The sequence below is a fragment of the Oceaniferula flava genome, assembly GCF_016811075.1.
Lineage (GTDB): Bacteria > Verrucomicrobiota > Verrucomicrobiia > Verrucomicrobiales > Akkermansiaceae > Oceaniferula > Oceaniferula flava.
Window position 1 is genome coordinate 262,108 of the sequence record NZ_JAFBGL010000001.1, and the last position, 26,492, is coordinate 288,599.

Genomic DNA, 26,492 nt, shown 5'->3' on the forward strand with positions numbered 1-26,492 from the left:
CACCTTGCTCTATACGTTAGGTTTTCTATGGTCTGCGAAATATTAGCACTGCACATAAAACTAATGAATTTAACTATCGGATCGTTTCTTGTTTTTACCGCCTTGGTCGGACTTCTCACTTGGTTCCTGACGCGCAAGGATGACCATGGAAGTTCGGTGGGTTATTTCCTGGGCGGGCGTAGTTTGGCCTTTCCCTTCATTGCCGGCTCACTGTTGCTGACCAATCTTTCCACTGAGCAGTTGGTGGGCTTGAACGGCGCGGCCTTTAAACATGGTCTGCATGTGATGGTCTGGGAGGTCGGGGCGGTGATTACCCTGGTGATGATGGCGCTGTATTTCCTGCCAAAGTTTTTGCGCAGTGGGGTCGCCACGGTGCCTCAGTATCTGGGGATTCGCTACGATGGTCAGGTGCGTGCGATTGTCGATGCGGTGTTCCTGTTAGCATACGCGCTGATCCTGTTACCCATCGTGCTCTACTCGGGTGCCAAAGGGTTGGCGAGCATGCTCGATCTCAGTGCTCTTACGGGGATCGAAAGTGAGTCCGGGGTGATCTGGTTTGTGGTCATTCTGATCGGGGTGATCGGTTCGGTTTATGCGCTGTTCGGTGGACTGCGCACGGTGGCGGTGTCCGATACTCTCAATGGTGCCGGGTTATTGGTCGGCGGTATGCTGATCACGTATTTTGGTCTTCAGGCGGTGGGCGATGGTGCCGGGGTGATGAAGGGGGTGGAGATTCTCAAGTCGGCCGATCCGGAACGCTTCAATTCCATCGGAGGCCCCAAGGCCGAGGTTCCATTCAGCACCATCTTTACCGGGGTGATGCTGCTCAATCTTTTCTACTGGTGTACCAACCAGCAAATCATTCAGCGGACTTTTGGGGCCAGTAGTTTGAGCGAGGGGCAAAAAGGTGTGCTGCTCACAGGCGGGCTGAAATTGTTGGGGCCGCTCTACCTGGTGATCCCCGGGATGATTGCTTATCACCTCTACGCCAGCAGTGGAGTGAAGGCGGATGATGCCTATGGCCATCTGGTGAAGTCCGTGCTGCCGCCCCACCTCACCGGCTTCTTCGCCGCGGTCATGGTGGGTGCGATTCTGAGTTCGTTCAACTCCGCGCTGAACTCGACCTGTACCATTTTCAGTCTCGGCTTTTACAAGGGGATGATCAACAAGGAGGCTTCGGAGCGCCAGGTGGTGGCTTCCGGGCGTTGGTTCGGATTGGGGATTGCCGTCGTCAGTGTGCTCATTGCGCCTCAACTGTTAGGCCAGGACAGCTTGTTTGGCTACCTGCAGAAAATGAACGCAATCTACTTCATCCCACTCTTCGCGGTGATCATTGTGGGCATGACCACCAAGCGGGTGCCGGCTCTGGCAGCCAAGGTGGGCATGGCGGTTGGTTTTGCGCTGTTTTTCATCGGCTACTTTGTGCCGGTGGGCACCAAACTCAACGATTCCGGCGAGGAAGTGGCTCGCTACATGTCCGGCGACTGGATGAATGGCTTCCACTTCATCGGTTTGGTCTTTGCCATCATCGTGGTCATCATGCTGGTGATCAGCCTGTTCAAAGGACGTGATACCGACTTCGTGCAAGAAGATGTCAAGGCAGTCGATATGACGCCATGGAAACACGGCAAATTGGTCGGTGCAATTCTCACAGTCATTGTGGTGATCATCTACGGCGTCTTTGCCGACTTCAGTGTATTGTAGAAAAAGCGCCCTGGAGTGCGGGCGAGAGGGCTGCCTGATTTGGGCAGCCGGTGGATTGGTGTTGGCGTATCGCCTTGTTGCTGATACATCTGTGCGGGTCGTTAGTTAGGCGATCTAAGATTTTTAAAACCCTTGAGTTTTTGAAATTATTTATAAAAGCCACCAATTAAGCGTTGACCTACGGTGCACTATTGTGTACTAACTTGCTCCATCAGGAAGACCCTGTGCACCAATGGAGACGAAAAGTTACAAGCTCGGCGGGTTTTACCCCTACAAAATGGACGCGAAATGTCGCGTTTCCATGCCGGCGGACTGGCGTGCTCAAATTGGCAATGGCGAGCTGCAGCTGCTGCAGTCCTCAAACGAAAAGCTGCCCACACTGCGTGTGCTGACGGCAAACGAGTTTGAGAAGATGCAAAAAGAGGTGGAGGACAGCGATCTGAAGCCGGCGCAGAAGCGAGCCTACTTGGGGGCGTTCTTTGAACGTTGCACCAAGACCTACATCAACGATCAAGGGAAGCTGAGTATTCCCAAAGCCCTGCTCGACCACCCAGGTCTGGTAGCAGGGGAGTCGCTCGTCCTCTGCGGACGTGGCGGATACATCGAAATTTTGAACGAAGACAATTACCAGAAACTCTGCGCTGCTCGCGAAGCAACCATCGAAGAGCTCGATGCCGACTTCGGTTTCTTTTAATTGCCGAACCCACCAACCACTTTTTTCTGTGATACACGCTGATACGCAACTGACAACACCGCTGTTCACCCAGCGCAATGGTGCTTGTGCAGAGGCCGGGATGACTTGGAGGGAGTCCCGCCTCTGCACGGCATCTCTACTTGCCGCCTAATCACTGATCACCCTTAGCCACTTTAATACGAAACACTTTCCTGGATACACGCTGATACATCAATGCAGTTCACCCTTACGCGTTCATGTTGTTTAAACACACAGAGTTGGTAGTCGCTGGGGTCGGGATGACTTGGAGGGAGTCCCGCCCCGGCGATTGTTCTGTGTTCACCCCTAGTAGTATGTCTTCCAATCAATCATCTGAAAGTGAGTATCACGTGCCGGTTCTGCTTCCGGAGGTGCTGCATTTCATGGCGCCGGAGCCAGGCAAGGTTCTTGTCGATGGCACGCTCGGCGGTGGTGGCCACACCGAGGCGATGCTGAAAGCCGGAGCTTCCGTGATTGGGATTGATCAGGACGATCAGGCGTTGAGCTTTGCCCGCCAGCGCTTGCAGGACTTTTCCGATCACTTCACCGCTTTAAAAGGAAACTTTTCCACCATGCCCCAGCTGTTGGCCGAGGCCGGTCACCAACAGGTCGACGGAATCCTCGTCGATATTGGCGTGTCGTCGTGGCAGCTGGATGAAGCCGACCGCGGGTTCTCCTTCGCCAAAGACGGTCCGCTCGACATGCGGATGAACCGCTCGACAGGTGAGACCGCTGCCGATCTGGTGAATACCGCTTCCGCAGAGGACTTGAAAAAGATCTTTTTCGAATACGGCGAGGAACGGGCATCGAATAAAATCGTCCGTCGCATCGTCGAGCGCCGTAGCCAGAAGCCATTTGAGACCACTCTGGATCTCGCCGATTGCATTGCCTCGGTGGTGCCGCGTGGCGGTCGTTCCCATCCAGCCACCCGCGTGTTCCAAGCACTCCGCATTGCCGTCAACGATGAGCTCGGGGTGCTGAGAGAGCTGCTGGAAAAATCCGCCGACATGCTGAAACCCGGTGGCCGTCTGGCGGTGATCACCTTCCACAGTCTCGAAGACCGGATTGTGAAGCAGTTTTTCAAAAACGCATCGCAATCGCACATCGATCGCAAAGAGTGGCCGGAGCCACGCCCGAATCCCGATTATCATTACAAACTTCTCACCCGCCGCCCCGTGGTTGCCGGTGAGGATGAACTGAAACTGAACCGACGTTCGCGCAGTGCCAAGTTGCGCGTCGTGGAAAAAATTCCATCCCCCCAGGCATGAACAAAGCAAGAAAATCACACCGCAGCTTAAGCTTCGCAGAAATCACGCTGTTGATTCTGGCCGCCATCGTGTTGATGACCGCCGGTGTCACCCACGCTTGGTTGAAAAATAGCCAGGTCGAGGTGGTTCGCGAAGTGGACAAAACCCAGCGCCGAATCAGTGATCACGGCGATTCGATCAATAGTTTGCAAGTAAAGATTGATAAAAAGCTCAACATCTACCAACTCCGTGACGACCTCGAGCGCGGCCAGTCGGAGCTGGTGGTGGTGCCGGTCAGTGCCATCGAAAAAATTCAACCTTACACCCGCCCGCGGTCGCCTGATCTTCCGACCGCTGTCGCCCAAAGACGCCCCTAATGAATCCCGCCGTTTCACGCCGCCGTTGTCTCTTGCTCTGCCTGGTCTTTGTGACCGGGCTTAGTGGCTTATCGGCGAGACTGATTTACCTTCAGGTGGTGAAGTCCTCGGACTTTGCCAAGAAGTCAGATCGGGTGTCGATTCGCAAGGAGACCCTCAAGGCCAACCGCGGCTGCATCGTGGATGCCAATAACCAGTTGGTAGCCAGAAACATTCCTCGGGCACGACTGGGCTTGGATAAAAAGCTGCTGCACGACGTCGGTCCGGCCACGCTCGCCTTGGCGAACAAAGAACTGCGCCAGACCTACGAGTGGAGCACCTGGGACGAACGCACTCGCAAAAGTAAAATTAAATCGCGTGCGTCCAAGATGGTCGACAGCATGCCGGCCGATGAGATCATCAATCAGTACATCGACCACGTCATCGACATTTTTGCCCGACCTCTCGGCTTCAAAAACGAGCAGCTGCGCGAGCGGATGAATCTCGAGAACAAGCGGCAGAAATACGTGGTGCTCAAAAAGGACATCTCGGAGGACGACGCGGAAAAGCTCAAACAGCTCACCGTCGATCACAGCATCCTGCACGCCTTCGTTTTCGAAGAAACCCAGAAGCGCTGGTATGTGATGCCTGAGATGGCATCGCACATCATTGGTTATGTGAACCACGAGGCCAAAGGCATGGCGGGGATCGAGAGTCAGATGGATCAATACATGTCCGGCAAGGACGGCTATGTGAGAAACCACCGCGATAAGTTTGACCTTCTGGCCGTGGCCAAGCCTCAAGAAATCCTTCCTCCTATCCATGGATTGAACGTGCAGCTGACCATCGACATGGGGCTGCAAGCGATCTTGGAAGAGGAACTGGATGCGGGGCTGCAAGAGTTCGAGGCGGAGAAGGGGACCATCATCCTGATGAACCCTCAGACCGGAGCCATCATGGCAATGGCAAGCCGCCCCACCTTCAACCTGAACACCCGGGAGAATATTGCTGAAAATGGTTATGACTTCGCCACCCAGGCGCTCTACGAGCCGGGTTCGACGTTCAAAATCATCGCCACAGCGGGTGCGATCGACCTTGGCCTGGTGGAGCCCAGCACGCTGGTGAACTGCCACTACGGCATCTATCGCCAAGGCTCCGTGAGAGTTCCTGATCACCATCCATACGGAATGTTGAGCGTGGCTCAGGTGCTTGCCAAGTCGAGCAACATCGGTGCTTACAAGGTGGCGCTGCAGCTCGGACGACAAGAGTTTTTCAACTACTTGGACGCCTTTGGTTTCGGCCATAAAACGGGCATTCGCATGGCGGGTGAAAGTGCCGGGGTGACCAATGACACCGGCAACCCCACCGATTTTTCCAGAAATTCATATGGCTACGCTGTCAGTGTCACTCCCTTGCAAGTGGCCTGCGCATACTCGGCCATCGCGAATGGTGGCACGTTGATGAAGCCGTTGTTAGTCAAATCGATCATGGCCAACAATGGTTCCACGGTGATGAACTACAAACCAATCCCAGTGCGTCAGGTGGTGAAGGAAAGCACCGCGCGCAAGATGCGTCACGCGCTGGCGACGGTGGTCGATATCAAAGGCACCGCCAGCCGCGCCAAGGTGGAAGGATACCAGGTGGCCGGCAAAACCGGAACCACCGTGAAAATCAACCCGAAGGGCGGCTACCTCCACGGGCGCTACACCGTGTCGTTTGCCGGCATGATGCCCGCCGAGAACCCGGCATTCGTCTGTGTGGTCGTGGTGGATGACCCCCAGACCACGGAGGTTAAACGCTACGGCGGAACCATCGCCGCTCCCATTTTCGCCAAGGTGGCCAAACGTGTCGCCAACACCATGGGGCTCGAACCCACCGAGCCCATCGAATCTACCGAGCCACTGGCTCAAGCTAACCACTAATTTTTATATCCCATGCAACTACGCACACTCATTCACAACCTCCCCAAAGCCACCGTCTCCGGCAATCTCGATCAGCAGGTGACAGGCGTCACTACCGACTCCCGCGAGGTGGTTGCCGGCTCGATCTTCATTGCCGTCCGTGGCACCGATGGCGATGGCCAGGACTACTTGCCACAAGCGCTTGAAAAGGGTGCCTGTGCCATTGTTTCCGAAGTGGCTCCCGCTGAAGACTGGGACGAAAAAATCTGTTGGGCCCACGTGCCGGATGCGCGTGCCGCTGCGGCTAGCTTGGCCTGCGATTGGAACGATCATCCGTCGAAGGATCTGAAAGTGGTCGGCATCACCGGCACCAATGGCAAGACCACCACCGCCTTCATCACCCACGCCGTGATGCAGTCGGTCTGGACGCGTGCCGGCTTGTTAGGAACCGTTGAAATCAACGATGGTGAGCAGTCGGTTCCAGCCACACAAACGACACCTGGCCCGATTCAACTTCAAGGTCTACTGCGCCAGATGGCCGATAACGCCTGCCGCGGTGTGGCGATGGAAATTTCCTCCCACGCGCTGGAGCAAAAACGCACCGACGGGCTGCTGCTCGATGTCGCGGTGTTCACCAACCTGAGCCAGGATCATCTCGATTACCACGGCACCATGGCCAGCTACTTTGCTGCTAAGAAACGCCTCTTTGAACTGTTGGAAACACAGCAGGGAAATAAGAAACCGACCGCGGTGGTCAACATCGACGATCCATACGGCCAGCGTCTGGTGGAAGAGTTCAAGGATCGCCTGTATTTCATCACCTACGGCCACGGGGTGCACGCCAACATGCGCATCGGTCGCGAGACGCAGAATGTCCGCGGCACCGAGTTCGAGATTTCCTACAAAGAACGCGAGTATCTGGTGCGCACACCTTATATTGGTCGTTTCAACGTCTTCAATTGCACCGCCGCTCTGGCTGCCTGTGTGGCGGCGGGGATCAAACCACGCGATGCCGTCCGTGCCTTTGCCGATGCCCCACAGGTTCCGGGTCGGATGGAATGTGTCGGTCGTCGCGACGGAGCTTCCTTATTTGTCGATTACGCCCACACGCCGGATGCCTTGGAAAATGCCTGCGCCGCCATCCGCGACCTGCGTCCCAAGCGCCTGATCACGGTCTTTGGCTGCGGTGGAGATCGCGATCAGACCAAGCGCCCATTGATGGGGAAAGCTGCGGCGGAAGGAAGCGATCTGTGCATCGTGACCTCCGACAACCCACGCTCGGAAGATCCGGAAGCGATCATCGCTGACATCGAAAAAGGCATGCGTGGAGCTCGTTACGAAAGCATCCCCGATCGCATGACCGCCATCCAGACTGCGGTGAATATTTCCGAAGAAGGTGACGTCATATTAGTTGCTGGAAAAGGACACGAAACTTATCAGGAAATCGCGGGCGACCGGACTGATTTCGACGACCGCCGCGCCGCATACAAGGCACTCAACCTCAAAGCAAAATCTGAAGAATGAAACCCCTCTCCATCACAGATATCGCCAGCGCCATCGGTGCTGAACTGGTCGGAACAGACACAGGTCGATTGATTCGAGCGGTATCCACAGACACGCGAAGCCTCGGTGAGGGTTCGCTATTTGTGGCTTTGCGTGGAGATAATTTTGATGGCCATCACTTCGTTTCGAAAGCGGTGGAAAATGGGGCGGAGTGTTTGTTGTTAGATGCGCTTCCGGAGGAGGTCGAGGACTTGAAAGTTCCTGTCCTGTTAGTGAAAAATTCACTCTACGGTCTGCAGCGTCTGGCGAAGTGGTATCGAGACCTGCTCGATATCAATGTCATTGGCATCACCGGTTCGAACGGCAAAACATCGACCAAGGACTTCACTTCTTCGGTTCTGCGCCAGAAGTTTCAGGTGAATGCGACCAAGGGAAATCTGAACAACCACATCGGTCTTCCGCTGAGTGTGCTTGCCACCAAGGAGACCGACCAAGTGTGTGTCTGGGAAATGGGCATGAATCACGCTGGGGAAATTGCACCGCTCTGTGATATCGCCAGCCCGGACATCGGTATCATCACCAATGTGGGCACTGCTCACATTGAGCACCTCGGATCGCGTGAGGGGATTGCCGAAGAAAAGGCATCGCTGGCACGCGCACTTCCGGAGAACGGCACGCTGATCGTCACCGCCAGCTGTGACTTTGTCGATTACCTGATCGAACGCACCACTGCCAAGGTCGTGGTCACGGGGAATTGTCGCGGCTCCGTGCGGGCTGAAAATTTACAAATCAACGAGTCAGGGTCATCCTTTGATTTATGCATCGAAGGCGAAGTGCCTGCTCGCGTCGAACTGAATGTGAGTGGTCGACACATGGTGAACAATTCACTGCTCGCCGCGGCCGCAGGTTTCACCCTCGGCATGACGGTGGAGGAAATTGCCGCAGGATTGAATGCGACACAGCTGACCACGGGCCGCTTACGTCGTTTTGTTAGCAATGGCATCACCGTCATTGATGACACCTACAATGCCAATCCTGATTCAGTAGCCGCCGCGATCGAAACGCTCACCGACTTGCCGGTCCACAATGGCAATCGCCGCATCGTTGTGCTGGGCATGATGGCCGAGCTCGGCGTGCATGCTGATGCCGAACACCTGCGCGTGGGTCAGCTTGCCGCGGAGAAGGATCTGCAAGTGGTCGCCGTGGGCGCCAAAGCTGCGAAAATTTACGAGGGAGCAAGTGCCGTCACCGACAAGGCAGTCAGCTTCGATGAACCTGTCGCTGCGGCGGAGTGGCTGAAAAGCTTTTGCAAAGAAGGGGACCGTGTCCTTTTCAAAGGCAGTCGTATGGCCGCCATGGAGAACGTGATGAACGAAGCGTTCCCTCAAACCTAATCATACCTATTTACTACCGATGTTATACTGGATCTACGAAATTTGGGAAAAGGCGAACAGCCAGAATGCTGACTGGGCGCACACCATGCGCTTTCTCAATCTGCTACAATATATCACCATCCGGGCCGGACTGGCGTGTGTGATGACCTTTCTTCTCAGCGTCTGTTATGGACCATGGGTGATCCGCAAATTGATCTCCCTGAAAGTGGGGCAACCCATCCGCAGTGCCGAAGAAGTTCACAAGTTGAACGAACTTCACGGTGGCAAAGCAGGCACTCCCACCATGGGCGGTGTGATGATCTTGGGATCCGTGCTGCTCGCCGTGCTGATCTGTGGTCGGGCACTCAATCCCTTCGTTGCTGTGACCACCTGTGTGATGCTGGCTTTGGGGATGTTAGGATTCATCGATGACTATACCAAGGTGAAGCTGAAGAGCTCCGATGGTGTGAGCGGCAAAACCAAGCTGTTCTGGCAGTTCACCATCGGTCTGATTGCCGGTGCCTTTCTCTATTACAAAACACAGGGTATGGGATACACTCTGGTGAACCAACCGCTGAGCATCAGCGAGCTGACCTTTCCTTTGTTCAAGACTCCCATCATTGATCTGGGAATCCTCTGTATCCCATTCTTCGCCGTGATCATCGTCGGTTGCTCGAATGCGGTGAACCTGACCGATGGGCTCGATGGACTGGCCACCGGCTGCACCATCACCGTGGCTCTGGCCTATGCGGTGATTGCTTATCTTTGCGGGCATTTCTACATGGCCAACGAATATCTCTTCATCCCTTTCAATCCACATGCCCAAGAGCTGGGTGTGTTCCTCATGGCTCTGGTCGGTGCTGGCTTTGGTTTCCTGTGGCACAACTGCCACCCGGCCAAGGTCTTCATGGGCGACACCGGTTCCTTGGCCATTGGTGGCGCACTTGCCACTGCCGCCATCTGCACCAAGCAGGAGCTGCTGCTGGTCGTGATCGGTTGGGTCTTTGTCATGGAGGCGCTCTCCGTGATCCTTCAGGTGGGAAGTTTCAAGCTGACTGGAAAACGCATCTTCGCGATGTCGCCGATCCACCACCACTTCGAGTTACGCGGTTGGCACGAAAGCCAGGTGATCATTCGCTTCTGGATCATCTCCATCTTCAGCGGATTGATCGGCATTGCGCTGCTCAAAATTGTCTAACATGAATTTAAAAAACAAACAGATCATCGTTCTCGGTGCTGGCCGTTCAGGTCGGGCAGCCGCTGCGCTTGCGCTGCGGGATGGGGCGGATGTGTCTGTGCACGACGCCTCAGCTGAGATCACGGGGCTGCCGGAAGGCATCACGGCGGTGCCGAATGCTTCTGTCTCGACCGGTGAGGCCAGTCGTTGCGACCTCTTGGTTCTGTCGCCGGGCATCGATGGTGAGACCGAATTTGTCAAAGCCTACGCCGCCAATGCCGGGGAAATGATTGGTGAGATCGAGTTGGCTTACCGTTTTTACCAGGGGCGCATTGTGGCCATCACCGGCACCAATGGTAAGACGACTACCACCGAGCTGGTGCAGCGGATGCTGTCGTTTTCCGGGATCAGCTGTCTGGCATGTGGCAACTACGGTGTGCCCTTTGCCGAGGTGGTGATGCTGGACGAAGCACCTTCAGCGGTCGCCTTGGAAGTCAGTTCCTTCCAGCTGGAAACTATCGCCGAGTTCCATCCGGATGTGGTGATCTGGCTGAATTTTTCCGCCGACCACATGGACCGCTACCCCACCTTGGAGGCCTATAAAAATGCCAAGCTCCGCGTGTTTGAGAATCTTATTGCGGACGATCGCATTGTGGTTCGGGCCGGCGAAGACATCGGCGATCGCTGTGCGGAGACGCTAACCTTTTCCACCGAAGCATCGGCCGATTACCATCTGGACGAGCAGTGGATCTGTCGCGATGGGGAACGGCTCATCGACCTCAGCAGCACTCGACTGCGGGGGCTGCACAATGCGGAGAATGTGATGGCGGCCTTCGCGGCCTGTGAGCCGCTCGGGCTGGATGCTGCGACAGCCAACGAAGCCCTCTGCGGCTTCGCTCCACCCTTGCACCGCTGCGAACTGATTCGCACGCTCGACGGGGTGGAATACATCAACGATTCCAAAGCCACCAACCTGCATGCACTCGATAGCGCCCTTCGCTCGCAGGGGCGCAAGATCGTATTGATCGCTGGTGGTAAACAAAAAGGCCTCGATTACACCGAGCTGCTGCCACGCCTGCGCGAAACCACCAAGGCGGTGCTGGTGTTCGGTGAGATTGCCTCCCAGCTGAGTGAGACCTTTGCCCCCATTTCCCCTGACGTGCCCACGGTCCAAGTGACGAACTTGGAGCAGGCTGTGGAGCAGGCCAGTGAGTTCGCCGAGCATGGCGATACCATTCTTTTCTCTCCGGGCACATCATCCTTCGATATGTTTTCCGGATATGAAGAACGCGGTGATTGCTTCCGCCGCATTGTCAAAGAACTGAAGTAAACCCATCCCACCCTAATAACCTAGCCCTAACATCGAACCCACAAACGTTATGAACAAAACCATCCAAACCAAAAGAACCCGCACATCCGGTCCTAGTTATCGTGTGCTCTATGCGAAGACAGGTCGCAGCCGCCGCCTGAGTGCCGCCACTGCCACTGTCGATCCTCACGTCGATCTGGAATCGGACGTGGCAAACGTTGGCATTGGCAAAGCCTTGTTAGTGATCCTGGTGCTGCACGTCTGCGCCATCGCCGCGATCTATGCGCACAGTAAGTTTTTCAGTAATGACTCAGATGGCAGCGAAGCGAGTGCGCCATTGGCAGTCACTGCTCCCAGCGAAGTGCAAGCTCCTGTTGTTGAACAGCCCAAGCCACAAGTTCAACCGGCTGCCGCCGCGGTGACTCCAGCTCCTGCTGAAGCCACCCCCGTCGATCGCTCCATGAGCCGCTACATCGTGGTCACTGGCGATACCTATAACCGCATTGCCAGCGTGCGCAACGTCGATGAGTCGGCTCTGAGAGCGCTGAACGATAACCGTCCGCTCCGTGCCGGTGTCGTGCTCGATCTCCCCGCCGTGCTATCCAGTCGCCCAGTGGCGATCAATCCAACGCCAAGCGTAGCTGAGCAACCAGAAGTTCACGCACCAAGAGTGCCTGAGGTGGCCGTTCGCGACACAGAGAAAAAATATGCTCGCGCCGTGGAGGTGGAGGAAGACAGCGCGCCACAAGCCGTGGTGGTGAAACCCAAAATCAAGCGCAGCGTCGCTGAAGCCAGCACGCTTTCCGACAGTGGCCAACGCTACAAAGTTCAGAGCGGTGACACCGTTTGGCGCATTGCCAACCGCTACAAAGTCTCCCGCGCGAATTTGCTGAAAATCAATGGTCTCACCGACCCTCGCAAGCTGCGCGTGGGCGTGGAGATCAAGATTCCAGCCAACTAAGCTAAACGACAAAACCCCGCACTTACTGATTTTATCATGGGACGTAAAAATGCCGTTTTCCTATGCCTGGCCGTCACGGCTTTGGTGACATTGGGGCTGGTGATGCTCACCAGCACCAGCGTCTGGGATGACGAGGTGAACGGCTACGCCCTGGTGAAAAAACAGGCACTCTGGATCGCTGTGGGCGTGATTGGTGCTGCGGTGATTGCGGGGATGGATTATCGCAAGTTCCGCCCCTACTGGGTGTGGATGCTTGTGGGATCCTGCGTCTTACTTACATTCTGTTATGTTCCTGGTATTGCCCAGGATATTAAAGGCGAGGCTCGTTGGATTAAATTGCCAGGGATGCCTCAGTTCCAGCCATCTGAGCTTGCCAAGATTTTCGTGATTTTGGGGCTGGCGGCGTGGTACACGCATTTTCAAACGGAGACTCGCACCTTTTTCAAAGGTTTTGTCGCTCCCGGAATTTTGTTAGGGATTCCGGTGCTGCTGATTTTCTTTGAAAAAGACATGGGCACGGCCATGGCACTGGGTGGTGCCGGGGTGGTGGTGATGTATGTTGCGGGTGCCCGCTTGCCTTATCTGGCCGTTTCTGGCGTCACGGCATTGGCCGGCATGGCTTTTGTAGTATGGAAAAACCCGGAGCGGATGGGACGGGTCATGGCTTTGTTTGATTTGGAGTCTGATAAGTATCGCTTGGGCGATGGTTACCAGCAGCTGCATGGTTTGTATGCTTTTGCCAATGGCGGTGTGGATGGCACCGGCCTGGGCAATGGCGTTGAGAAACTAGGTTATCTGCCGGAGGCTCACACCGATTTCATTCTACCTTCGATTGGGGAAGAGCTGGGCCTGTGGTTCACCCTCGGGAGTGTCTTCTGCTTTGTCGTGATTGTGGTCTACGGCATTGCGATTGCGATGAATGCGAAGGACGACTTCGGGCGACTGTTAGCCGTCGGTCTCACCAGCGTCATCGTCATCCCTGCGATGATGAACATCGGCGTTTGCACCGCTGTGCTGCCCAACACCGGTCTGCCACTGCCCTTCATCAGCTACGGGGGAACGAACTTGGTCTTTACCCTTCTGGCCGTAGGAGGCCTCATTTCGGTGCACCGTCAGACGAGCTTTGTCAATCGGGCGGAAATGCCGGTGATCAACGAAAAGAAACAGTGTGTCCGAATCTGATCGGGCGGCAATGATCTGATTTTTGCTTTTGGCTACAGGGTGGTCTGCTTAGACTTGTCCCATGATTGAAATCTATCGGGCCAAGGACTTTTCTATCGTTGCCTATTATCGATCGATTCTTGAGGCTGAGGGGATTCCTGTGATGCTCAGGAATGAACATCTGACGGGCTCTGGACTGACGGAAATCCCGATCCCTGAGTTTTATCCGAACATCTGCGTGATGCACGATGAAGATTATCCCCGAGCGCGAGAGATCCTGCAGCGCACGATGGTGGCAAATGCCGAAAACTCCGAAAAGGAAGTCTCTTGCCCGTCTTGTGGTGAAAGTAATCCGGGGAACTTTGAGTTCTGTTTCAGCTGCGGGGAAGATTTGACGGCGTCGAGTTGATGGATAGCCCACATCTATGAGCTCGGTTGACGGCAGACCGTAGACGCAAAAAAGCACTCCATGGTGGAGTGCCTTTTAAAAAGGATCATCCGGAGATGATCGGAGTGATTCCCGTCAAGGAACCTGAAAAGAGTAATCGCTTACTTGGCTTCAGTGTCTTCAGCTTTGTCGCGTTGGAAGCGCCAGCGGATGGAGTGACGTTTAGCGGCAGTGCGCTCTTTACGTTGCTTGCGCTGAGTGACGGTTTCGAAGGAGCGACGGCGGCGCATTTCTTCGAGGATGCCTTCGCCATCAAGCATCGACTTGAGACGTTTCAGAGCGCGGTCTACTGGCTCGTTCTTTTGGATTTCAATGCCTCTCATGAGATAAATAGATTGTTGAGTTACGGTGGATTCGTTTGCGGGTTCCGGAAGGGACAGCGTGGCTGATTTCCAGAGCGGGTTCCTGACTGAAGTGGCTAGCACTCGTGACGGGACGCGGAAACTAGGAGTGGATGCGCCAGTGGTCAAGCACGAAAGATGGTTTAATGCAGGAAATATGCAGGGAATTCCAGCGCTGGATAGCAGGGCTGGCTGCGGAGGAAGCCCTTATTCTCCAGCAGGTAGCAGCTTTTTCAGGCTTTGGTAGATCGGTCTTCCGGTCAGTCGCCGGTTGAAGAGGTAAAGCGCGATCAGAGCGAACAGAATATTCGTGGACCATGCAGCTAATGCTGGCGGCAAGTGGCCGGCTTCGCCAAAAGTGAGGAAGAAGCTGGAGGAGAATAACATGCCAGCGCAGAGGAAGAGGGCAATGGAAACCCCACCGCCAATGCCTCGGCGGCTAAACACAATCCCTAGCGGTGCGGCGATAAGAATGGTGATTAAGCAGATCACAGGCTGGGCGAAACGGTAGTGCCACTGCGTCAGGTAGGGGCGGCGGTTGACCCACTCGACACCTTCGTTGGCCTTCAGCCAGCTGTTGAGTTCGGGGATGCCGAGGTGGCTTTGGTCGAGGCCAGGTTTGACGATTTGCCACGGCGTTTCCTGCCAGGTTCTGACGATGGTGTCGTCGGTTTTGACTCGGATTGGCACCGGGCTGGCTTGCAGGTCGATCAATTGGACACCGGAGAATGTCCAGTTCTTGTGGATGCGTGACCAAGTGGCTACATCGGCCTCGAGCTTTTTGGTAGGGTGGCCGCCGCTGTTGAACTGGCGCACGGTGACATTACGCAGTTCTCCGGTTTTTTCAAATTGGTAGGGAAAAGCTCCAACAAGCCAGACACGGCGTGAGTTGTCATCGCGGTAGAGCACGGACCTTGCGCGGTCGGCCTGGCCGTCCTTGGCAACATCAATGATCATGTCTTTGTGACCTTCCGCCCACGGTCCCCAGTGGTAATTGAAGATCAGGCAGACGAGGGAGCAGAAGACGCCGGTGACGAGAAGTGGCACGACGATGCGGAACACCCCGCGGCCGGTTTGAATCATGGCGACGATTTCCTGGTGCCGCGACATCTTGCCCAGACAGTAGAGCAGCGCCAGTAAGAGCACGTAGGGTAGCAGAAAGACAAAGATGGCAGGAATATGGATGCTGTAATAGCTGGTGATCACCGCCATGGGGTTTTCTGTTTCTTGGAAATCCGAAAGGTTATTCTGAAAATCCGTGAGCAACATCACCGCCAGCAGAGCTCCCATGCAGAGAGCGAAGGACGATAGAAATTGGCGCGCCATGTAGCGATCCAAGGTGCCGGAAAAGCGATATAGCCATGCTGCGGATGCAGGGAGTAAACAGAGAACCGCCAGCAGATAAGGCCGTAGCTGGTGTCCGGGGATGTCAGTATCTGGGAATCCAAGGATGTGCTCATTCACCGCGACCATTTCACGAGGCACAATATAAGTACAAAGAACGCCACCTAACACCGTCAGCAAGACGGGCCAGAGAAAGGTCCTGATGGAGGATGTGCCAGCCATGCGGCGGAGCATGAATCATCGGAATTGAGCTGTCGAGACATCAGTGGTCCTACTTGCGACAACTTGATGTCCGTGTTATATCTAACCAACATTATGGGTATCGCAGATCGAGACTATCACCAAGTTCCCACCGGAAATCGGCCCGGTATCCCCGGCGCGCCATCGCGCCTAGCTGGTTGTCCCGTCGTTAAGTGGCTCTTAATCATCAATATCGCTATTTACTTCTTGGATATTCTTTTCTTCGGTGGTGGGCGTGGGCAGTGGGGGAAGTTGTCGGAATGGGGGCATTTCAGTGTTGAGTTGGGGATCAAACAGTTCCAGATTTGGCGGCTGATCACATTTCAGTTTCTCCACGCCGATGGTATGCACCTGTTTGGAAACATGCTGGGCATTTTCTTTTTTGGGCATTTTGCCGAGCGTTGGTGGGGGAGTGCCAAGTTTTTGATTTTCTACCTCGCAAGTGGCGTCGCAGGAGCTCTGCTTTATGTGATGCTCTTCTATGTCGGCTGGTTTGGGACGGAATTCATTCCCGGCACCATGATTCCATCATCATACATCCCTTTGGTCGGGGCTTCTGCCGGGATTTTTGCGGTATTGGTCTGTGTGGCTTTTATCGCTCCTAACTTACGCGTGCTCTTGTTTTTCGTGATCCCGATGAGCATGCGCACCTTTGCCATCGGCGCTCTGGCCTTCGCCACTTTGATGATTCTAACTAACGGCAACAATGCCGGGGGCGAGGCTGGTCACTTGGGTGGGGCGATTTTGGGATTTATTTTGATGAAAAACCCGAGGATCCTGAACTTCGTCGACCGTTGGAGGTCGGGCAGAAAGTCGGGGCGTCGGGTGGTCGATGCCAAAGTGGTGCGCGAGCGGAAAATTCGGCCGCGGGTGAATATCAATCTGGGCGACTCGGAAATCGATCGCATCCTTGATAAGGTCTCGCGCGAGGGTATCCAGAGCCTGACTCCCGAGGAAAAAGAAACGTTGCTCAAAGCGAGCCACGAATAGATTGCTGGGGTCTGCGCGCTCTGGTCTTGCTTCTTTTTCCCGATCTTTTAGTTCTTTGATCCATGAACGACGAGCAAATGATCGACTGCCCAGAGGACTCCCAACAGTTGACCCGTCTGCGGGCGATCATGCACCGACTGCGTGCTCCCGGCGGATGCCCGTGGGATGCCGAGCAGACGCACGAAAGTTTGCTGCCGAACCTCATTGAGGAGGCTTACGAAACGGTGGACACCATCCGCCGTGGCGATTGGGAGCATCTCAAGGAGGAGCTTGGCGACTTGCTCTTGCAGGTGGTTTTCCACAGCGAGCTGGCCGAGGAGGCCGGACGCTATAACTTTGATGATGTGGCGCGCATCGTCAGTGACAAGTTAGTGCGCCGTCACCCCCATGTGTATGGCGACAGTGCCGTGACCGATACCGATGGCGTTCTGAGCCAGTGGGATGCCATCAAACGCCAAGAAAAAGGCGATGAGGAAGAGCCCTACCTTCACAACACCGGCAAGGGACTTCCGGCGATGCTCCGGGCGTCCAAGCTACAGAAAAAGGCCGCCAAGGTGGGCTTCGACTGGCCGGATGATGCCGGAGTGATCGATAAAATTCGCGAGGAACTCAGCGAGGTGGAAGAAGAACTCGAGTCCGGCGATCGCGAGCGCTTGGGTTCAGAAATTGGCGACCTGCTTTTCTCCGTGGTGAATCTTGCGCGCCGGCATAAGCTGGATCCTGAGATCCTGCTGGAATCGACCAATGTGAAATTCGAGACCCGCTTCCACGCCGTCGATCAATCTCTGCAGGCCGAGGGCAAGGACCTCAGCTCTGCCACGCTGGACGAAATGGAACAGCGGTGGCAGCAGGCGAAGTGAGCCTGAAAGATCGGGACTAACCGAGGTCTTCGACGTTCGCGTAGAGTGCGCGAATGTTGAGTAAGGCCTTTTCTAACAATGATGCTTCCTCGGCAGTGAGGTTGCCCCGCGTTTTGACGGCGAGCATTTCCAAGGAATCCAGCACGGTCGCGGCAGCCTTGAGGTTGACGCTGGTTTCACCGGTCGCAGGGTTCGGCAGCTGACCGAGGAAAAGCCCGGCGTTCTGCGCTTGGAGGAATACAAAATCGTTGAAGCGGCTATCGGCTTTGGGTGTATCAGACATGAGGTGGTTGGTTGATGTTCGTAAAAACTGGGGACTAGGGAGTGACGGTCACAATCACAGGTTCGTGGCTGCCAAGGTATTTTTGTGCAGCGGCCCGAATTTGATCGGAGCTCAGTGACTTGATTTCTTCAGGGGCCTTGAGGTGGTGGTCGGCTGGGAATCCGAGCAGGGTATCGATGGCACTTAGCCGGGCCAGAGAGCCGAGCTTTTGGTTAGATAGTGCGTGGGACGCCAGCCAAGTGGTCTTGACGCTTTCCAAGGTGTCCTCGGGGATGCCGTGCTCGGCGATGGTTTTAATCTCGTCTAACAAGATGGCTCGAGCGGTTTCTAACTGGTCAGGAGAGGTGCCCAAGTAAAAGGCAAACATCCCCGTATTGATCCCGTGGAATTGTGTAGCCGAGACATAGTAAGCCAGCCCCATGTCCTCACGGATCTTGGTAAAGAGGGGGCCTGCCATGTCGGTGCAGTAGTCGTGAATTAGTTCGAGGGCGTAGTTGTCTTCATCGGCGGCACTGGCGCCGCGGAATCCCACGGTGAGCACTGCCTGTTGCTTGTCGAGATGCAGCTCATGAGTGCTGGGCTCTGGGAGCTCCTGGGCGGGTGTCTGCACACGTTCGCCCACCGGCATGTTGGCAAACAACGATTCCGCCATTTCCGCGCAGCGGTCAGGATCGATATCACCGAAGATGGCGAGCACCGAGTTCTTGGCGGTGAAGTATTGTTGGTGATGGGCCACCAAATCTTCCCGCTTCAGGCTGGTCAGCGATTCTTCGGTGCCGATGCTGTTCAAGCCATAACTTTTGGCTCCGAACAAGGATGGGCGGAGGGTCTTGAATGCTACCGAGAGCGGGTCTTCCGCTTGTTCTTGAATCGCAGCGATTTGGGCGCCGCGTTCGCGATCGATGGAATCAGGTGGTAGCACCGGGTTGAGGGCGATGTCGGCGAGGATTTCCAAGGTGATGGGTAAATCGGGCTGCAGGCAAGATGCCGAGGTAAGGGTGGTGTTATTGCCGCAGCTAACACCAAAGCTGGCGCCCATGGAGTCCATGGTTACGGCAATCTCTTCAGCCGTGCGACTGATCGTGCCCTTGGTCATCAGGCTGGCTAACAGGGTGTTGATGCCGCTTTTTTCCACTGTCTCGGAGGGTAGTCCAGTGAGGGTTGCGAGGGTGGTGGAGACGGTGGGGAGTCGGGCATCGCGCTGCATCACCAGAGTCAGCCCATTGCTAAGAACCCGAGTTTCCATGGCTCCGCGTTGCACGGAGAGGTCCTGCCCCTGATCTGCTTCCGCTGCGTCTTCGGGGTCCAGTGAGGTGATGGTCAGGTTTTGCGGGATTAAATACGTGCGTGCCACACGCTGCAGATCGTCCGGGGTGACACGACTGGTGAGATCGAGGAAGTCGCGGGTGAAATCCAGGTTGCGGGTGTCGTGCCAGTTCGAGGCGAGGTCTGACGCTCTGCCGGAGGCTGTGGTGAGTGTGCGGAACTGACTGACCAAGGTCATCCGGTTGGCCTTTTTCAACTCTTCGAAAAAGTCGCTGTTGGAGAGCTTGGCAATCTCTTCTAACACGGCCTGCTGTAGGGCCCCGCGCTGGGGGTAATCGACGATGGCGGAGACGGCAAACAGTCCGGTCACTCCGGGGGAAATAGAACTCCATCCGGCGATGTGGTGACACAGCCCCTGCTGCTCACGGATGTGCTGATAGAGCCGGCTGGAGCGACCCGATCCCAAGATCGTGGAGAGCAATTCCAAGGCCGGGGCATCAGGATGTTCCAAGCCGGGGACCTGCCAGGCCATAGTGAGTTTGCTGGCGGGGATGGCAAAGGTGTCGTGCATTTCTCTCGTTCCCATTTGCGGTGGCTCGATAGCTGGACTGACAGGCTGGGTGAAACTGCGTGGGATGCTGCTGCAGATGTCATCGAGAAAATAGATCATCTCAGAAACCTCGAAATCGCCGGAGATACTGAGGAAGGTATTTTCCGTGGTGTAGCGCTGGCGATGATACTCCACCATCTGTTCGTGGGTGATTTGGTCGAATAACTCCATGTGACCAATGATCGGGTGGCGTCTAGGATCGTAGGCATAAGCGGTGGAGTAGAGGAGCTGGCTATTGCGGTCGTCCGGATCGTCCAGGCCCATATCGATCTCACGGCGAATCACATCCTTTTCCTTTTCATATTCGTGGGCAGGAAAACTTGGCTTGAAGACCATCTCGGTGAGCACCTTCAAGAAGGTTTGGGCGCTATCGGCCGGTCCATCGATGTAGTAGACGGTGCGGTCAAAAGTGGTGTAGGCATTCCATTCTCCACCCGCCGCCTGCACCATGTCGGCGATTTCCTTGCCGGAATAGTTTTCCGTGCCCTTGAACACCATGTGCTCCAGCAAGTGCGAAAGCCCGGCGCCAAGAAAGTCGCCCTCGTGCATGCTGCCGGTGGCAACCCATGCCTGGGCGCTGATCACTGGGGCTGAGCGATCAGAATCTAAGATGACGGTGAGGCCATTTTCCAGCTGATGGGTGCTGGCGGTGGTGGAAGGAAATTGCATGGCGGAACTTGGCCGTAGATTGGCCTGATGAGCAAGTGCCGATTACAACGATGTCAACGGAGATTTTAAAGATTAGTTTTTAATTTGAATCAATATCCTGTTGCAAGATTCCGACTGCGACGATAACTAGTGGCAGGCTGCTGTGTGCGACCACATATGGAAGCATGCCCGAACCGATAGACTATAAATGGGGGCGGCCCCTTTGAGTTGATGTCATGCCTTTTCAGGAAGACAGATACATGAAGGATGTCCCCAACCTGTTGAGCAACGGGAACGTGGCTCTAGCTCCATGGACGGCACAGCGGCTTAACTTTTTATAATACGAACGACTGATTCAATAGTTGAGTTTATATAATTCGACCATGATATCATAATTATTCTTGTATATGGACAAGGAAGTCGATTGTATCCACGACGTTATGCCTAAACCAGCAAAGAAAAAGACCGTTGCAAAAGCACCGGCGAGCAAACCAGCGGCACCTAAAGCCAACACTCCGGCGAAAAGTCCTGCCAAAACTTCTCCTAAAGCACCGGCAAAGGCGGCAACCAAGGCTCCAGCAAAACCTGCAGCCAAGGCACCTACAGCCAAGGCCCCCGCAAAAAGCTCAGCGAAGGCTCCCGCTAAGAGCCCAGCCAAAGCAGCCGTTAAGAAGTCCAAGGGCGCAGGGCGAGGCACTCGCTACTCGAACGCTGAAAAAGCCAAAGTTCTCGAATACGTTGATTCCGTGAATGCCGCCAAAGGCCGTGGTGGAGCTGCTGCTGCATCACGTAAGTTCAATATCAGCCAAATCACCATTGGCCAATGGGTGAAGAAAGCCGGCACGCCAACCAGCACTAAGAAGTCCACCGCCAAGGGGGCTAGCAAAGCAGCCAGCAAGTCCGCAAGCAAAGGTTTCGCCGCCAAGCTGCGTCGTTTGGCCGATGTGCATGAAGCTATCAGCCAGAAAGAAGCTGAACTGCAAGCGCTCCAACAGGAATACGCGCAGCTCAAGAAAGCTCTCTAATATAAATTTATTCACACACACAACACATTACCGGTATCCTACTCGTGAGGATGCCGGTTTTTTTATGTGAAAAAACGGTGTAATTAACTCCGAATCTGTGGAGAATCCCCCCGTGTCTGAAGGATCCCATACCACCCCAAAGTCCACAGAAACCCACCTGCTGAGATTGGACGAGCAGCCGTTCGTTCTGGCAAGTGGAGCTGAGCTTCCCTACGTCGATGTCGCCTACGAAAGTTGGGGCGAACTGAATGCCGATAAGTCGAATGCCATCCTATTGAGTCACGCACTCTCTGGTTCGCACCACGCCTGCGGTCATAATCCGGAGCTGCCAGAGGCCACGGTGCGCTGGAGCGATGAACTGCACGACGGCTGGTGGGAGGAATTTATCGGGCCAGGCAAGGCGCTGGATACCGACAAGTTTTGCGTTATCAGCGCGAACTACTTGGGTGGCTGCTACGGCAGCACTGGTCCGGCATCGATCAACCCGGAGACGGGAAAAGAATTCGGGTCAACCTTTCCCCAACTTTCCGTGTGCGACCAGGTGAAGATGCAGGCAAGTTTGCTCGATCACTTTGGCATCGATGTCCTGCACGCAGCGATCGGCCCCTCGGTGGGGGGCTTGATTACGCTCACATTCGCTACGGTGTATCCCGAGCGAGTGAAGACGGTGATCCCGATTGCCAGCGGCATGAAGACCACGGTGTTGAATCGATTGATCCTGTTTGAGCAAATTCTGGCGATTGAGAACGATCGGCATTTCAACGGTGGAGATTACTATGATGGCAGCCGGCCCGACTACGGTCTCGCTCTTGCCCGTATGATTTCTCACAAGACCTTTGTGCACCTCGATGCGATCGAGCGCCGAGCACGGTCCGAGGTACGTCAGGATAAGGAAACTTTGGCCTGGTATCAGGTGCAGGACACCTTCCAGAGCTACATGCTGCATCAGGGGAAGAAGTTTGTGAAACGCTTCGATGCCAATACCTACTTGCGGATCATTGATATGTGGTCGCGCTATGATGCCTGCCGTGAGGCGGGAGTGGATTCAGTGAAGGAGCTCTTTGACCGCTGTGCAGCGCATCAGCAGAAGTTCCTCGTGTTCAGCATTGATTCGGATTTCTGTTTCTATCCGGAAGAGCAGGCTGAAATTGTCAGCGGTTTGGAGGGAAGTGGTGTCGAGACCATGCATATCACCGTGCACTCCGACAAGGGGCACGATTCGTTTTTGCTAGAGCCCGCCCTGTATACGCCACACATTGCCTACGCTCTCTCATCTTCATTGACTTAGGCTGGATAAAGGTCTGCTGATGTTATATCTAGAGAGTAAATCTAACGATAGAGAAATGAAACAACCCAGACCGATGACTTTCAATAATCTAAGCCACTGCCGTGTGGCACTGGTATTAATGACCGTGGCCCTCTTGGCATGCCTGCCAATGGAAGCCGCTGAGCTGAGTGCCGCGTTTAAGGCGAATGCCTTGGCTGCGATGAAACATTCGTCGCCAAACAAGCGCAAAGCGGCCTACCGCACCTTCCAACATCTGGGCAACGAGGTGATGGAAGATTACCTGACTCTCCTACAGCAGGCACAACTGCACCACCAGGGAGCCATGCGCCGCGCCATGAGTGTGCGGGCCAATCCTTATATCGAACACGCCACGGCAATGGACCAGCTCACAGCCGAGCGCGAACGTGTGATGGAACTGATTCACACCGATTGGAAAAAGGCACCGGGGAAAATCCGGATGTTAGAAAATGAGGTCGAGGGGATTGAGCGGAAATACAAGCAGCTAGTGAAGCTGGCGCAAGCGCGGACAGAATCGATCGATAAAAACATGACCACCGCGATGGATGCTCTGGTGGAAATCCAATGGGAGCTGACTAGTCTGGAACGTCTCGCCGACGGAGACACCGCGTCTGATTTACCCAAACGGGAGGAAATCAGAGAGCTGGTGCTGGAGAATTCCTTTGAAGCCGAAGAATGGCAGGAACAACGTGAAAAAAGAAAGCTCACGCTGAAATCGGTGACGGATGAAAAGGCAGCACGTGAACACAATGCTGCCTGTAAATGGGCGAATAATGCGCAGCGCGATTTCTCTGATCACCTGAACCACGCCCGAATTATTATGGGGCTTAATCCCATGTTGTTAGAAGAGAAGCTCAGCGAGGCCGCTTGGGGGCATTCCAATGACATGCGCACGGGTGGCTTTTTCTCCCACACCTCACCGATCGATGGTAAGACTACGCCTGCCCAACGAGCCAAGAAAGCTCAGTTCGCAGGTAATTGGACGGGGGAGAATATCTTCATGGGATCGCCATCCTACAGCGCGGCCTACAATGGCTGGTTCGGCTCTGATGGTCACCGTTTCATCATGTTCTCCCGCGGTGGATCCAATGTCATTGGTGTGGGCGTAGATGGCGGCCACTGGACGATGATGACAGGGCGACAGTAATATTTGTGTTTAATACTTTTTTTGAAGCAACTCCAAGGTTAGTGTTGGGATGCTCAAAATCAACGTATTACCATGCAAGCCACGCTCCACGATCCACACAATGCAAAGACCTGCACTCCGGTGACGGACAGGCGCACCTTGGGGGAATGCCTCATTGCCAATCACAAACTCAAGGACCTGATCGCGACGGAACTTCGGGCGGTCGGTTTCGATGTCGTTGCTAACCAAGACGCTTGCGCCCGCACCGTGCACTTACCGGTCGATCACTGGGTGGACGTCGGTGCTTTATGCCTACTGGCCCGCTCTGATGAGCCTGCCTGCCTGAAGGATAAAAGTGGCGATTTGGTAGCCTGGGTCGGTGCTCGCTCTCCGGAAGATTGTTCGCGGTCGATGGTGACCGAGGCGGACTGTTTCCGCATCCATTACCCGTGGAACCTGCTGGAACTGAACGAGGAGGTGCTCGAAATGATGGAGGAATCAAATATCATGGGCGAAGTCAGCCCCCTGGCGGAGATTAATGGAGTTCTTCACTTGGGCAAGGGCTCCCGGATCTTGCCGGGCGTCGTGATCGAGGGGAATGTGATCATTGGTGAAGACTGCAAAATTGGGCCGAACGCATACATCCGCGGCAAGACTTCCATCGGTAACCACTGTGAGATTGGCAATGCCGTGGAAATTAAGAACTCCATTATCTATTCCCATACCAAGGTGAAGCACCTCAGTTATGTGGGGGACTCGATTCTTGGCTCCCACGTGATGGTGGGGGCGGGCACCATCTTAGCCAATTACCGTCACGATGGCACCAACCACCGCTCGAGAGTGAACGGACAGCTGATCGATACCGGTCGGGTCAAATTAGGTGCTGTGTTAGGCGATGGCGTGCGCACCGGGGTGAACACCTGCGTCTATCCGGCACGCAAAATTGGGCCTGGCCGCATGACCAGACCCAATGAAATTGTGGATCACGATTTATTGAACGGAGTGTCCTGAACCAGCTGGCTCGCCGCCCTAGTCCTGGAGTTCGGCCGGAAGTTCGCCTCCGTGACGGATGTCCGTGGAGGTTTCCTCGAAGATCACGTCTTCGGCGATGTTGGTGGCAAGATCGCCGACGCGTTCGAGCCAGCGACAAATGAAGACCAAATCGAGGTAGTCACGGTATTGTTCGGACTCACCTTCGAGGGAGCTGGAGAAGTGACGTGTGGTGGATTTGTGGCACTTTTTGAGCTCTTTCTCGCGTTCGATTACCTGTAGCGCGAGCTGGGTATCGGTGTCGGTGTAAGCGGTCATGGCATCGGCCAGCATCGAAGCGGAAACGTTGTAGAGTCCTTCGATATTGCGCGTCTCGGGGATCTCGGCATTTTTGATCAGTTTGCGCGAACGTTTGGCCACGCTCACAGCTTGATCGGAGATGCGCTCCAGGTGGCTGGCTATTTTCATCGATGCAATGACCAGACGTAGGTCACTGGCGAGTGGGCGAAACTTGGTGATGATACTCATGCCCAGACGATCGATTTCGACCTCCAAGCGGTCTTCATCGTCGTCATCCGCGATGGCTGTGTTGCAAAGTTCCTTGTTGCGCTCGAGCAGTCCGCGCACCGCATTCTGAATGTTGCGTTGGGTGCCGGCCCCCATGGTGATGGTGGTTTCACGAAGTTGTCTGAGGGTTTCGTCAAAGGTGCTGAGAATATGTCCTTGGTTTGGCATAGTGGTAGAATGGATAGGGGTTGGTTAATAATAAGAGCCGAGGCTTAGCCGAAACGGCCGCTGATGTAGTCCTCGGTGCGTTTTTGTGATGGGTTGGAGAAGATTTTCGCGGTGTCGTCGAATTCGATCAGCTCACCGAGATAGAAGAAGGCGGTGCGGTCTGAAATCCGGGTCGCTTGCTGCATGGAGTGGGTCACGATGACGATGGTGTAGTCTTTGCGCAGCTCATTCATCAACTCCTCTACCTTGGCGGTGGCGATGGGGTCGAGCGCCGAGCAGGGTTCGTCCATCAGGAGAACTTTCGGCTGCACGGCGATGGAGCGCGCGATGCAGAGACGCTGCTGCTGACCTCCGGAGAGTCCCAGTGCACTGTCCTTGAGGCGATCCTTCACCTCGTCCCAGAGCGCTGCTCCTTTAAGGCTGCGTTCCACGGCTTCATCGAGTGTGGACTTGCTCTTGATCCCTTGAATTCTCAGGCCATAAGCCACGTTGTCGTAGATGCTCTTGGGGAAGGGGTTGTATTTCTGGAACACCATACCGACGTTTTTACGGAGTTCGATGGGATCGACATCGCGGCCGTTGATGTTCTGGCCCATGATGCGGATTTCGCCTTCGGTGACCGCGGAGGTTTCCACCAGATCGTTCATCCGGTTGAGGCAGCGGAGCAAAGTGGATTTACCACAACCTGATGGTCCGATAAAGGCGGTGACACGTTTCTCAAGGCATCCCAGGCTAATGTTTTTCAGCGTGTTGGTTTTACCGTTATCGTAACTGAAGGAAACATTATCGATCTCGATCATGTTTTTCAGCTCAGGAGGTGAGACGGGCTCATCGAGGATGCTGGCTGGTGCTATTTGTGTGGACATGGATATAATA

25 protein-coding genes and 1 other RNA gene are annotated in these 26,492 nt (G+C 55.0%); 19 read left to right on the plus strand and 7 right to left on the minus strand.

What is annotated here, in order from left to right:
• The first annotated feature begins 63 nt into the window (after nt 1–63).
• From JO972_RS01130 to JO972_RS01185, 12 genes are all read left to right on the plus strand, one after another.
• Entirely contained in the window at nt 64–1,704 is a 1,641-nt protein-coding gene (locus JO972_RS01130) for a solute:sodium symporter family transporter (RefSeq protein ID WP_309488147.1), read from the plus strand.
• A gap of 232 nt (nt 1,705–1,936) precedes the next feature.
• Nucleotides 1,937–2,398 (plus strand): division/cell wall cluster transcriptional repressor MraZ, encoded by a 462-nt coding sequence (locus tag JO972_RS01135; RefSeq protein ID WP_309488148.1) that lies wholly within the window; start codon nt 1,937–1,939, stop codon nt 2,396–2,398.
• Nucleotides 2,399–2,730: 332 nt separating this feature from the next.
• Complete coding sequence (gene rsmH / locus JO972_RS01140; RefSeq protein WP_309488149.1) at nt 2,731–3,684, plus strand: 16S rRNA (cytosine(1402)-N(4))-methyltransferase RsmH; 954 nt, start codon at nt 2,731–2,733, stop codon at nt 3,682–3,684.
• Nucleotides 3,681–4,040, plus strand: coding sequence for a hypothetical protein (locus JO972_RS01145; protein WP_309488150.1), 360 nt, complete (start codon nt 3,681–3,683; stop codon nt 4,038–4,040). The genes rsmH and JO972_RS01145 overlap by 4 nt, the downstream gene beginning before the upstream one ends.
• The gene (locus tag JO972_RS01150) at nt 4,040–5,941 is read left to right on the plus strand and encodes a peptidoglycan D,D-transpeptidase FtsI family protein (RefSeq protein ID WP_309488151.1); all 1,902 of its coding nucleotides are present in this window, start codon (nt 4,040–4,042) and stop codon (nt 5,939–5,941) included. Before JO972_RS01145 ends, JO972_RS01150 begins: the two co-directional genes overlap by 1 nt.
• A 12-nt stretch (nt 5,942–5,953) precedes the next feature.
• On the plus strand, nt 5,954–7,444 hold the full coding sequence (locus JO972_RS01155) for a UDP-N-acetylmuramoyl-L-alanyl-D-glutamate--2,6-diaminopimelate ligase (RefSeq protein ID WP_309488152.1): 1,491 nt from the start codon (nt 5,954–5,956) through the stop codon (nt 7,442–7,444).
• Nucleotides 7,441–8,817, plus strand: a complete 1,377-nt coding sequence (locus JO972_RS01160) for a UDP-N-acetylmuramoyl-tripeptide--D-alanyl-D-alanine ligase (protein ID WP_309488153.1) — start codon at nt 7,441–7,443, stop codon at nt 8,815–8,817. Before JO972_RS01155 ends, JO972_RS01160 begins: the two co-directional genes overlap by 4 nt.
• An 85-nt stretch (nt 8,818–8,902) precedes the next feature.
• Nucleotides 8,903–9,994, plus strand: coding sequence for a phospho-N-acetylmuramoyl-pentapeptide-transferase (gene mraY, locus JO972_RS01165; protein WP_343221519.1), 1,092 nt, complete (start codon nt 8,903–8,905; stop codon nt 9,992–9,994).
• Between the two features lies 1 nt (nt 9,995).
• The gene (murD, locus tag JO972_RS01170; RefSeq protein ID WP_309488155.1) at nt 9,996–11,303 is read left to right on the plus strand and encodes a UDP-N-acetylmuramoyl-L-alanine--D-glutamate ligase; all 1,308 of its coding nucleotides are present in this window, start codon (nt 9,996–9,998) and stop codon (nt 11,301–11,303) included.
• Nucleotides 11,304–11,352: 49 nt separating this feature from the next.
• Nucleotides 11,353–12,243, plus strand: a complete 891-nt coding sequence (locus JO972_RS01175; RefSeq protein ID WP_309488156.1) for a LysM peptidoglycan-binding domain-containing protein — start codon at nt 11,353–11,355, stop codon at nt 12,241–12,243.
• Nucleotides 12,244–12,279: 36 nt separating this feature from the next.
• Nucleotides 12,280–13,425 (plus strand): FtsW/RodA/SpoVE family cell cycle protein, encoded by a 1,146-nt coding sequence (locus JO972_RS01180; protein WP_309488157.1) that lies wholly within the window; start codon nt 12,280–12,282, stop codon nt 13,423–13,425.
• 61 nt (nt 13,426–13,486) lie between these two features.
• Nucleotides 13,487–13,813 carry a putative signal transducing protein gene (locus tag JO972_RS01185; protein ID WP_309488158.1) on the plus strand — a complete coding sequence of 109 codons (327 nt, stop codon included), beginning with the start codon at nt 13,487–13,489 and terminating at the stop codon, nt 13,811–13,813.
• 140 nt (nt 13,814–13,953) lie between these two features.
• Here the strand turns inward: JO972_RS01185 and rpsU are convergent, their stop codons facing one another.
• The 3 genes from rpsU to JO972_RS01200 all read right to left on the minus strand — a co-directional run bounded on the left by rpsU (nt 13,954) and on the right by JO972_RS01200 (nt 16,167).
• Complete coding sequence (gene rpsU, locus JO972_RS01190) at nt 13,954–14,175, minus strand: 30S ribosomal protein S21 (RefSeq protein WP_309488159.1); 222 nt, start codon at nt 14,173–14,175, stop codon at nt 13,954–13,956.
• 225 nt (nt 14,176–14,400) lie between these two features.
• Entirely contained in the window at nt 14,401–15,759 is a 1,359-nt protein-coding gene (locus JO972_RS01195; protein ID WP_309488160.1) for an LptF/LptG family permease, read from the minus strand.
• Between the two features lie 198 nt (nt 15,760–15,957).
• On the minus strand, nt 15,958–16,167 hold the full coding sequence (locus JO972_RS01200) for a hypothetical protein (RefSeq protein ID WP_309488540.1): 210 nt from the start codon (nt 16,165–16,167) through the stop codon (nt 15,958–15,960).
• Here JO972_RS01200 and JO972_RS01205 point away from each other — a divergent pair.
• Entirely contained in the window at nt 16,123–16,767 is a 645-nt protein-coding gene (locus JO972_RS01205; protein WP_309488537.1) for a rhomboid family intramembrane serine protease, read from the plus strand. The genes JO972_RS01200 and JO972_RS01205 overlap by 45 nt on opposite strands.
• Nucleotides 16,768–16,829: 62 nt before the next feature.
• Nucleotides 16,830–17,627, plus strand: a complete 798-nt coding sequence (gene mazG / locus JO972_RS01210) for a nucleoside triphosphate pyrophosphohydrolase (RefSeq protein ID WP_309488161.1) — start codon at nt 16,830–16,832, stop codon at nt 17,625–17,627.
• A 16-nt stretch (nt 17,628–17,643) separates the two neighbouring features.
• On the opposite strand, the gene JO972_RS01215 is transcribed toward mazG, so the two are convergent.
• Complete coding sequence (locus JO972_RS01215; protein ID WP_309488162.1) at nt 17,644–17,910, minus strand: DUF1844 domain-containing protein; 267 nt, start codon at nt 17,908–17,910, stop codon at nt 17,644–17,646.
• Nucleotides 17,911–17,944: 34 nt separating this feature from the next.
• Complete coding sequence (locus JO972_RS01220) at nt 17,945–20,455, minus strand: M16 family metallopeptidase (RefSeq protein ID WP_309488163.1); 2,511 nt, start codon at nt 20,453–20,455, stop codon at nt 17,945–17,947.
• 131 nt (nt 20,456–20,586) lie between these two features.
• Between JO972_RS01220 and ssrS the strand changes: the two genes are divergently transcribed.
• From ssrS to JO972_RS01245, 5 genes are all read left to right on the plus strand, one after another.
• A non-coding RNA gene (gene ssrS / locus JO972_RS01225) (6S RNA) lies at nt 20,587–20,767 on the plus strand.
• 107 nt (nt 20,768–20,874) lie between these two features.
• Nucleotides 20,875–21,459, plus strand: a complete 585-nt coding sequence (locus JO972_RS01230) for a hypothetical protein (RefSeq protein WP_309488164.1) — start codon at nt 20,875–20,877, stop codon at nt 21,457–21,459.
• Between the two features lie 112 nt (nt 21,460–21,571).
• Complete coding sequence (gene metX / locus JO972_RS01235; protein ID WP_309488165.1) at nt 21,572–22,747, plus strand: homoserine O-acetyltransferase MetX; 1,176 nt, start codon at nt 21,572–21,574, stop codon at nt 22,745–22,747.
• Nucleotides 22,748–22,802: 55 nt separating this feature from the next.
• Nucleotides 22,803–23,912 carry a CAP domain-containing protein gene (locus JO972_RS01240; RefSeq protein ID WP_309488166.1) on the plus strand — a complete coding sequence of 370 codons (1,110 nt, stop codon included), beginning with the start codon at nt 22,803–22,805 and terminating at the stop codon, nt 23,910–23,912.
• A gap of 72 nt (nt 23,913–23,984) precedes the next feature.
• The gene (locus tag JO972_RS01245) at nt 23,985–24,902 is read left to right on the plus strand and encodes a hypothetical protein (protein ID WP_309488167.1); all 918 of its coding nucleotides are present in this window, start codon (nt 23,985–23,987) and stop codon (nt 24,900–24,902) included.
• Between the two features lie 18 nt (nt 24,903–24,920).
• Here the strand turns inward: JO972_RS01245 and phoU are convergent, their stop codons facing one another.
• Entirely contained in the window at nt 24,921–25,616 is a 696-nt protein-coding gene (gene phoU, locus JO972_RS01250; protein ID WP_309488168.1) for a phosphate signaling complex protein PhoU, read from the minus strand.
• A 44-nt stretch (nt 25,617–25,660) separates the two neighbouring features.
• Nucleotides 25,661–26,482, minus strand: coding sequence for a phosphate ABC transporter ATP-binding protein PstB (pstB, locus tag JO972_RS01255; RefSeq protein WP_309488169.1), 822 nt, complete (start codon nt 26,480–26,482; stop codon nt 25,661–25,663).
• Nucleotides 26,483–26,492 lie beyond the last annotated feature (10 nt).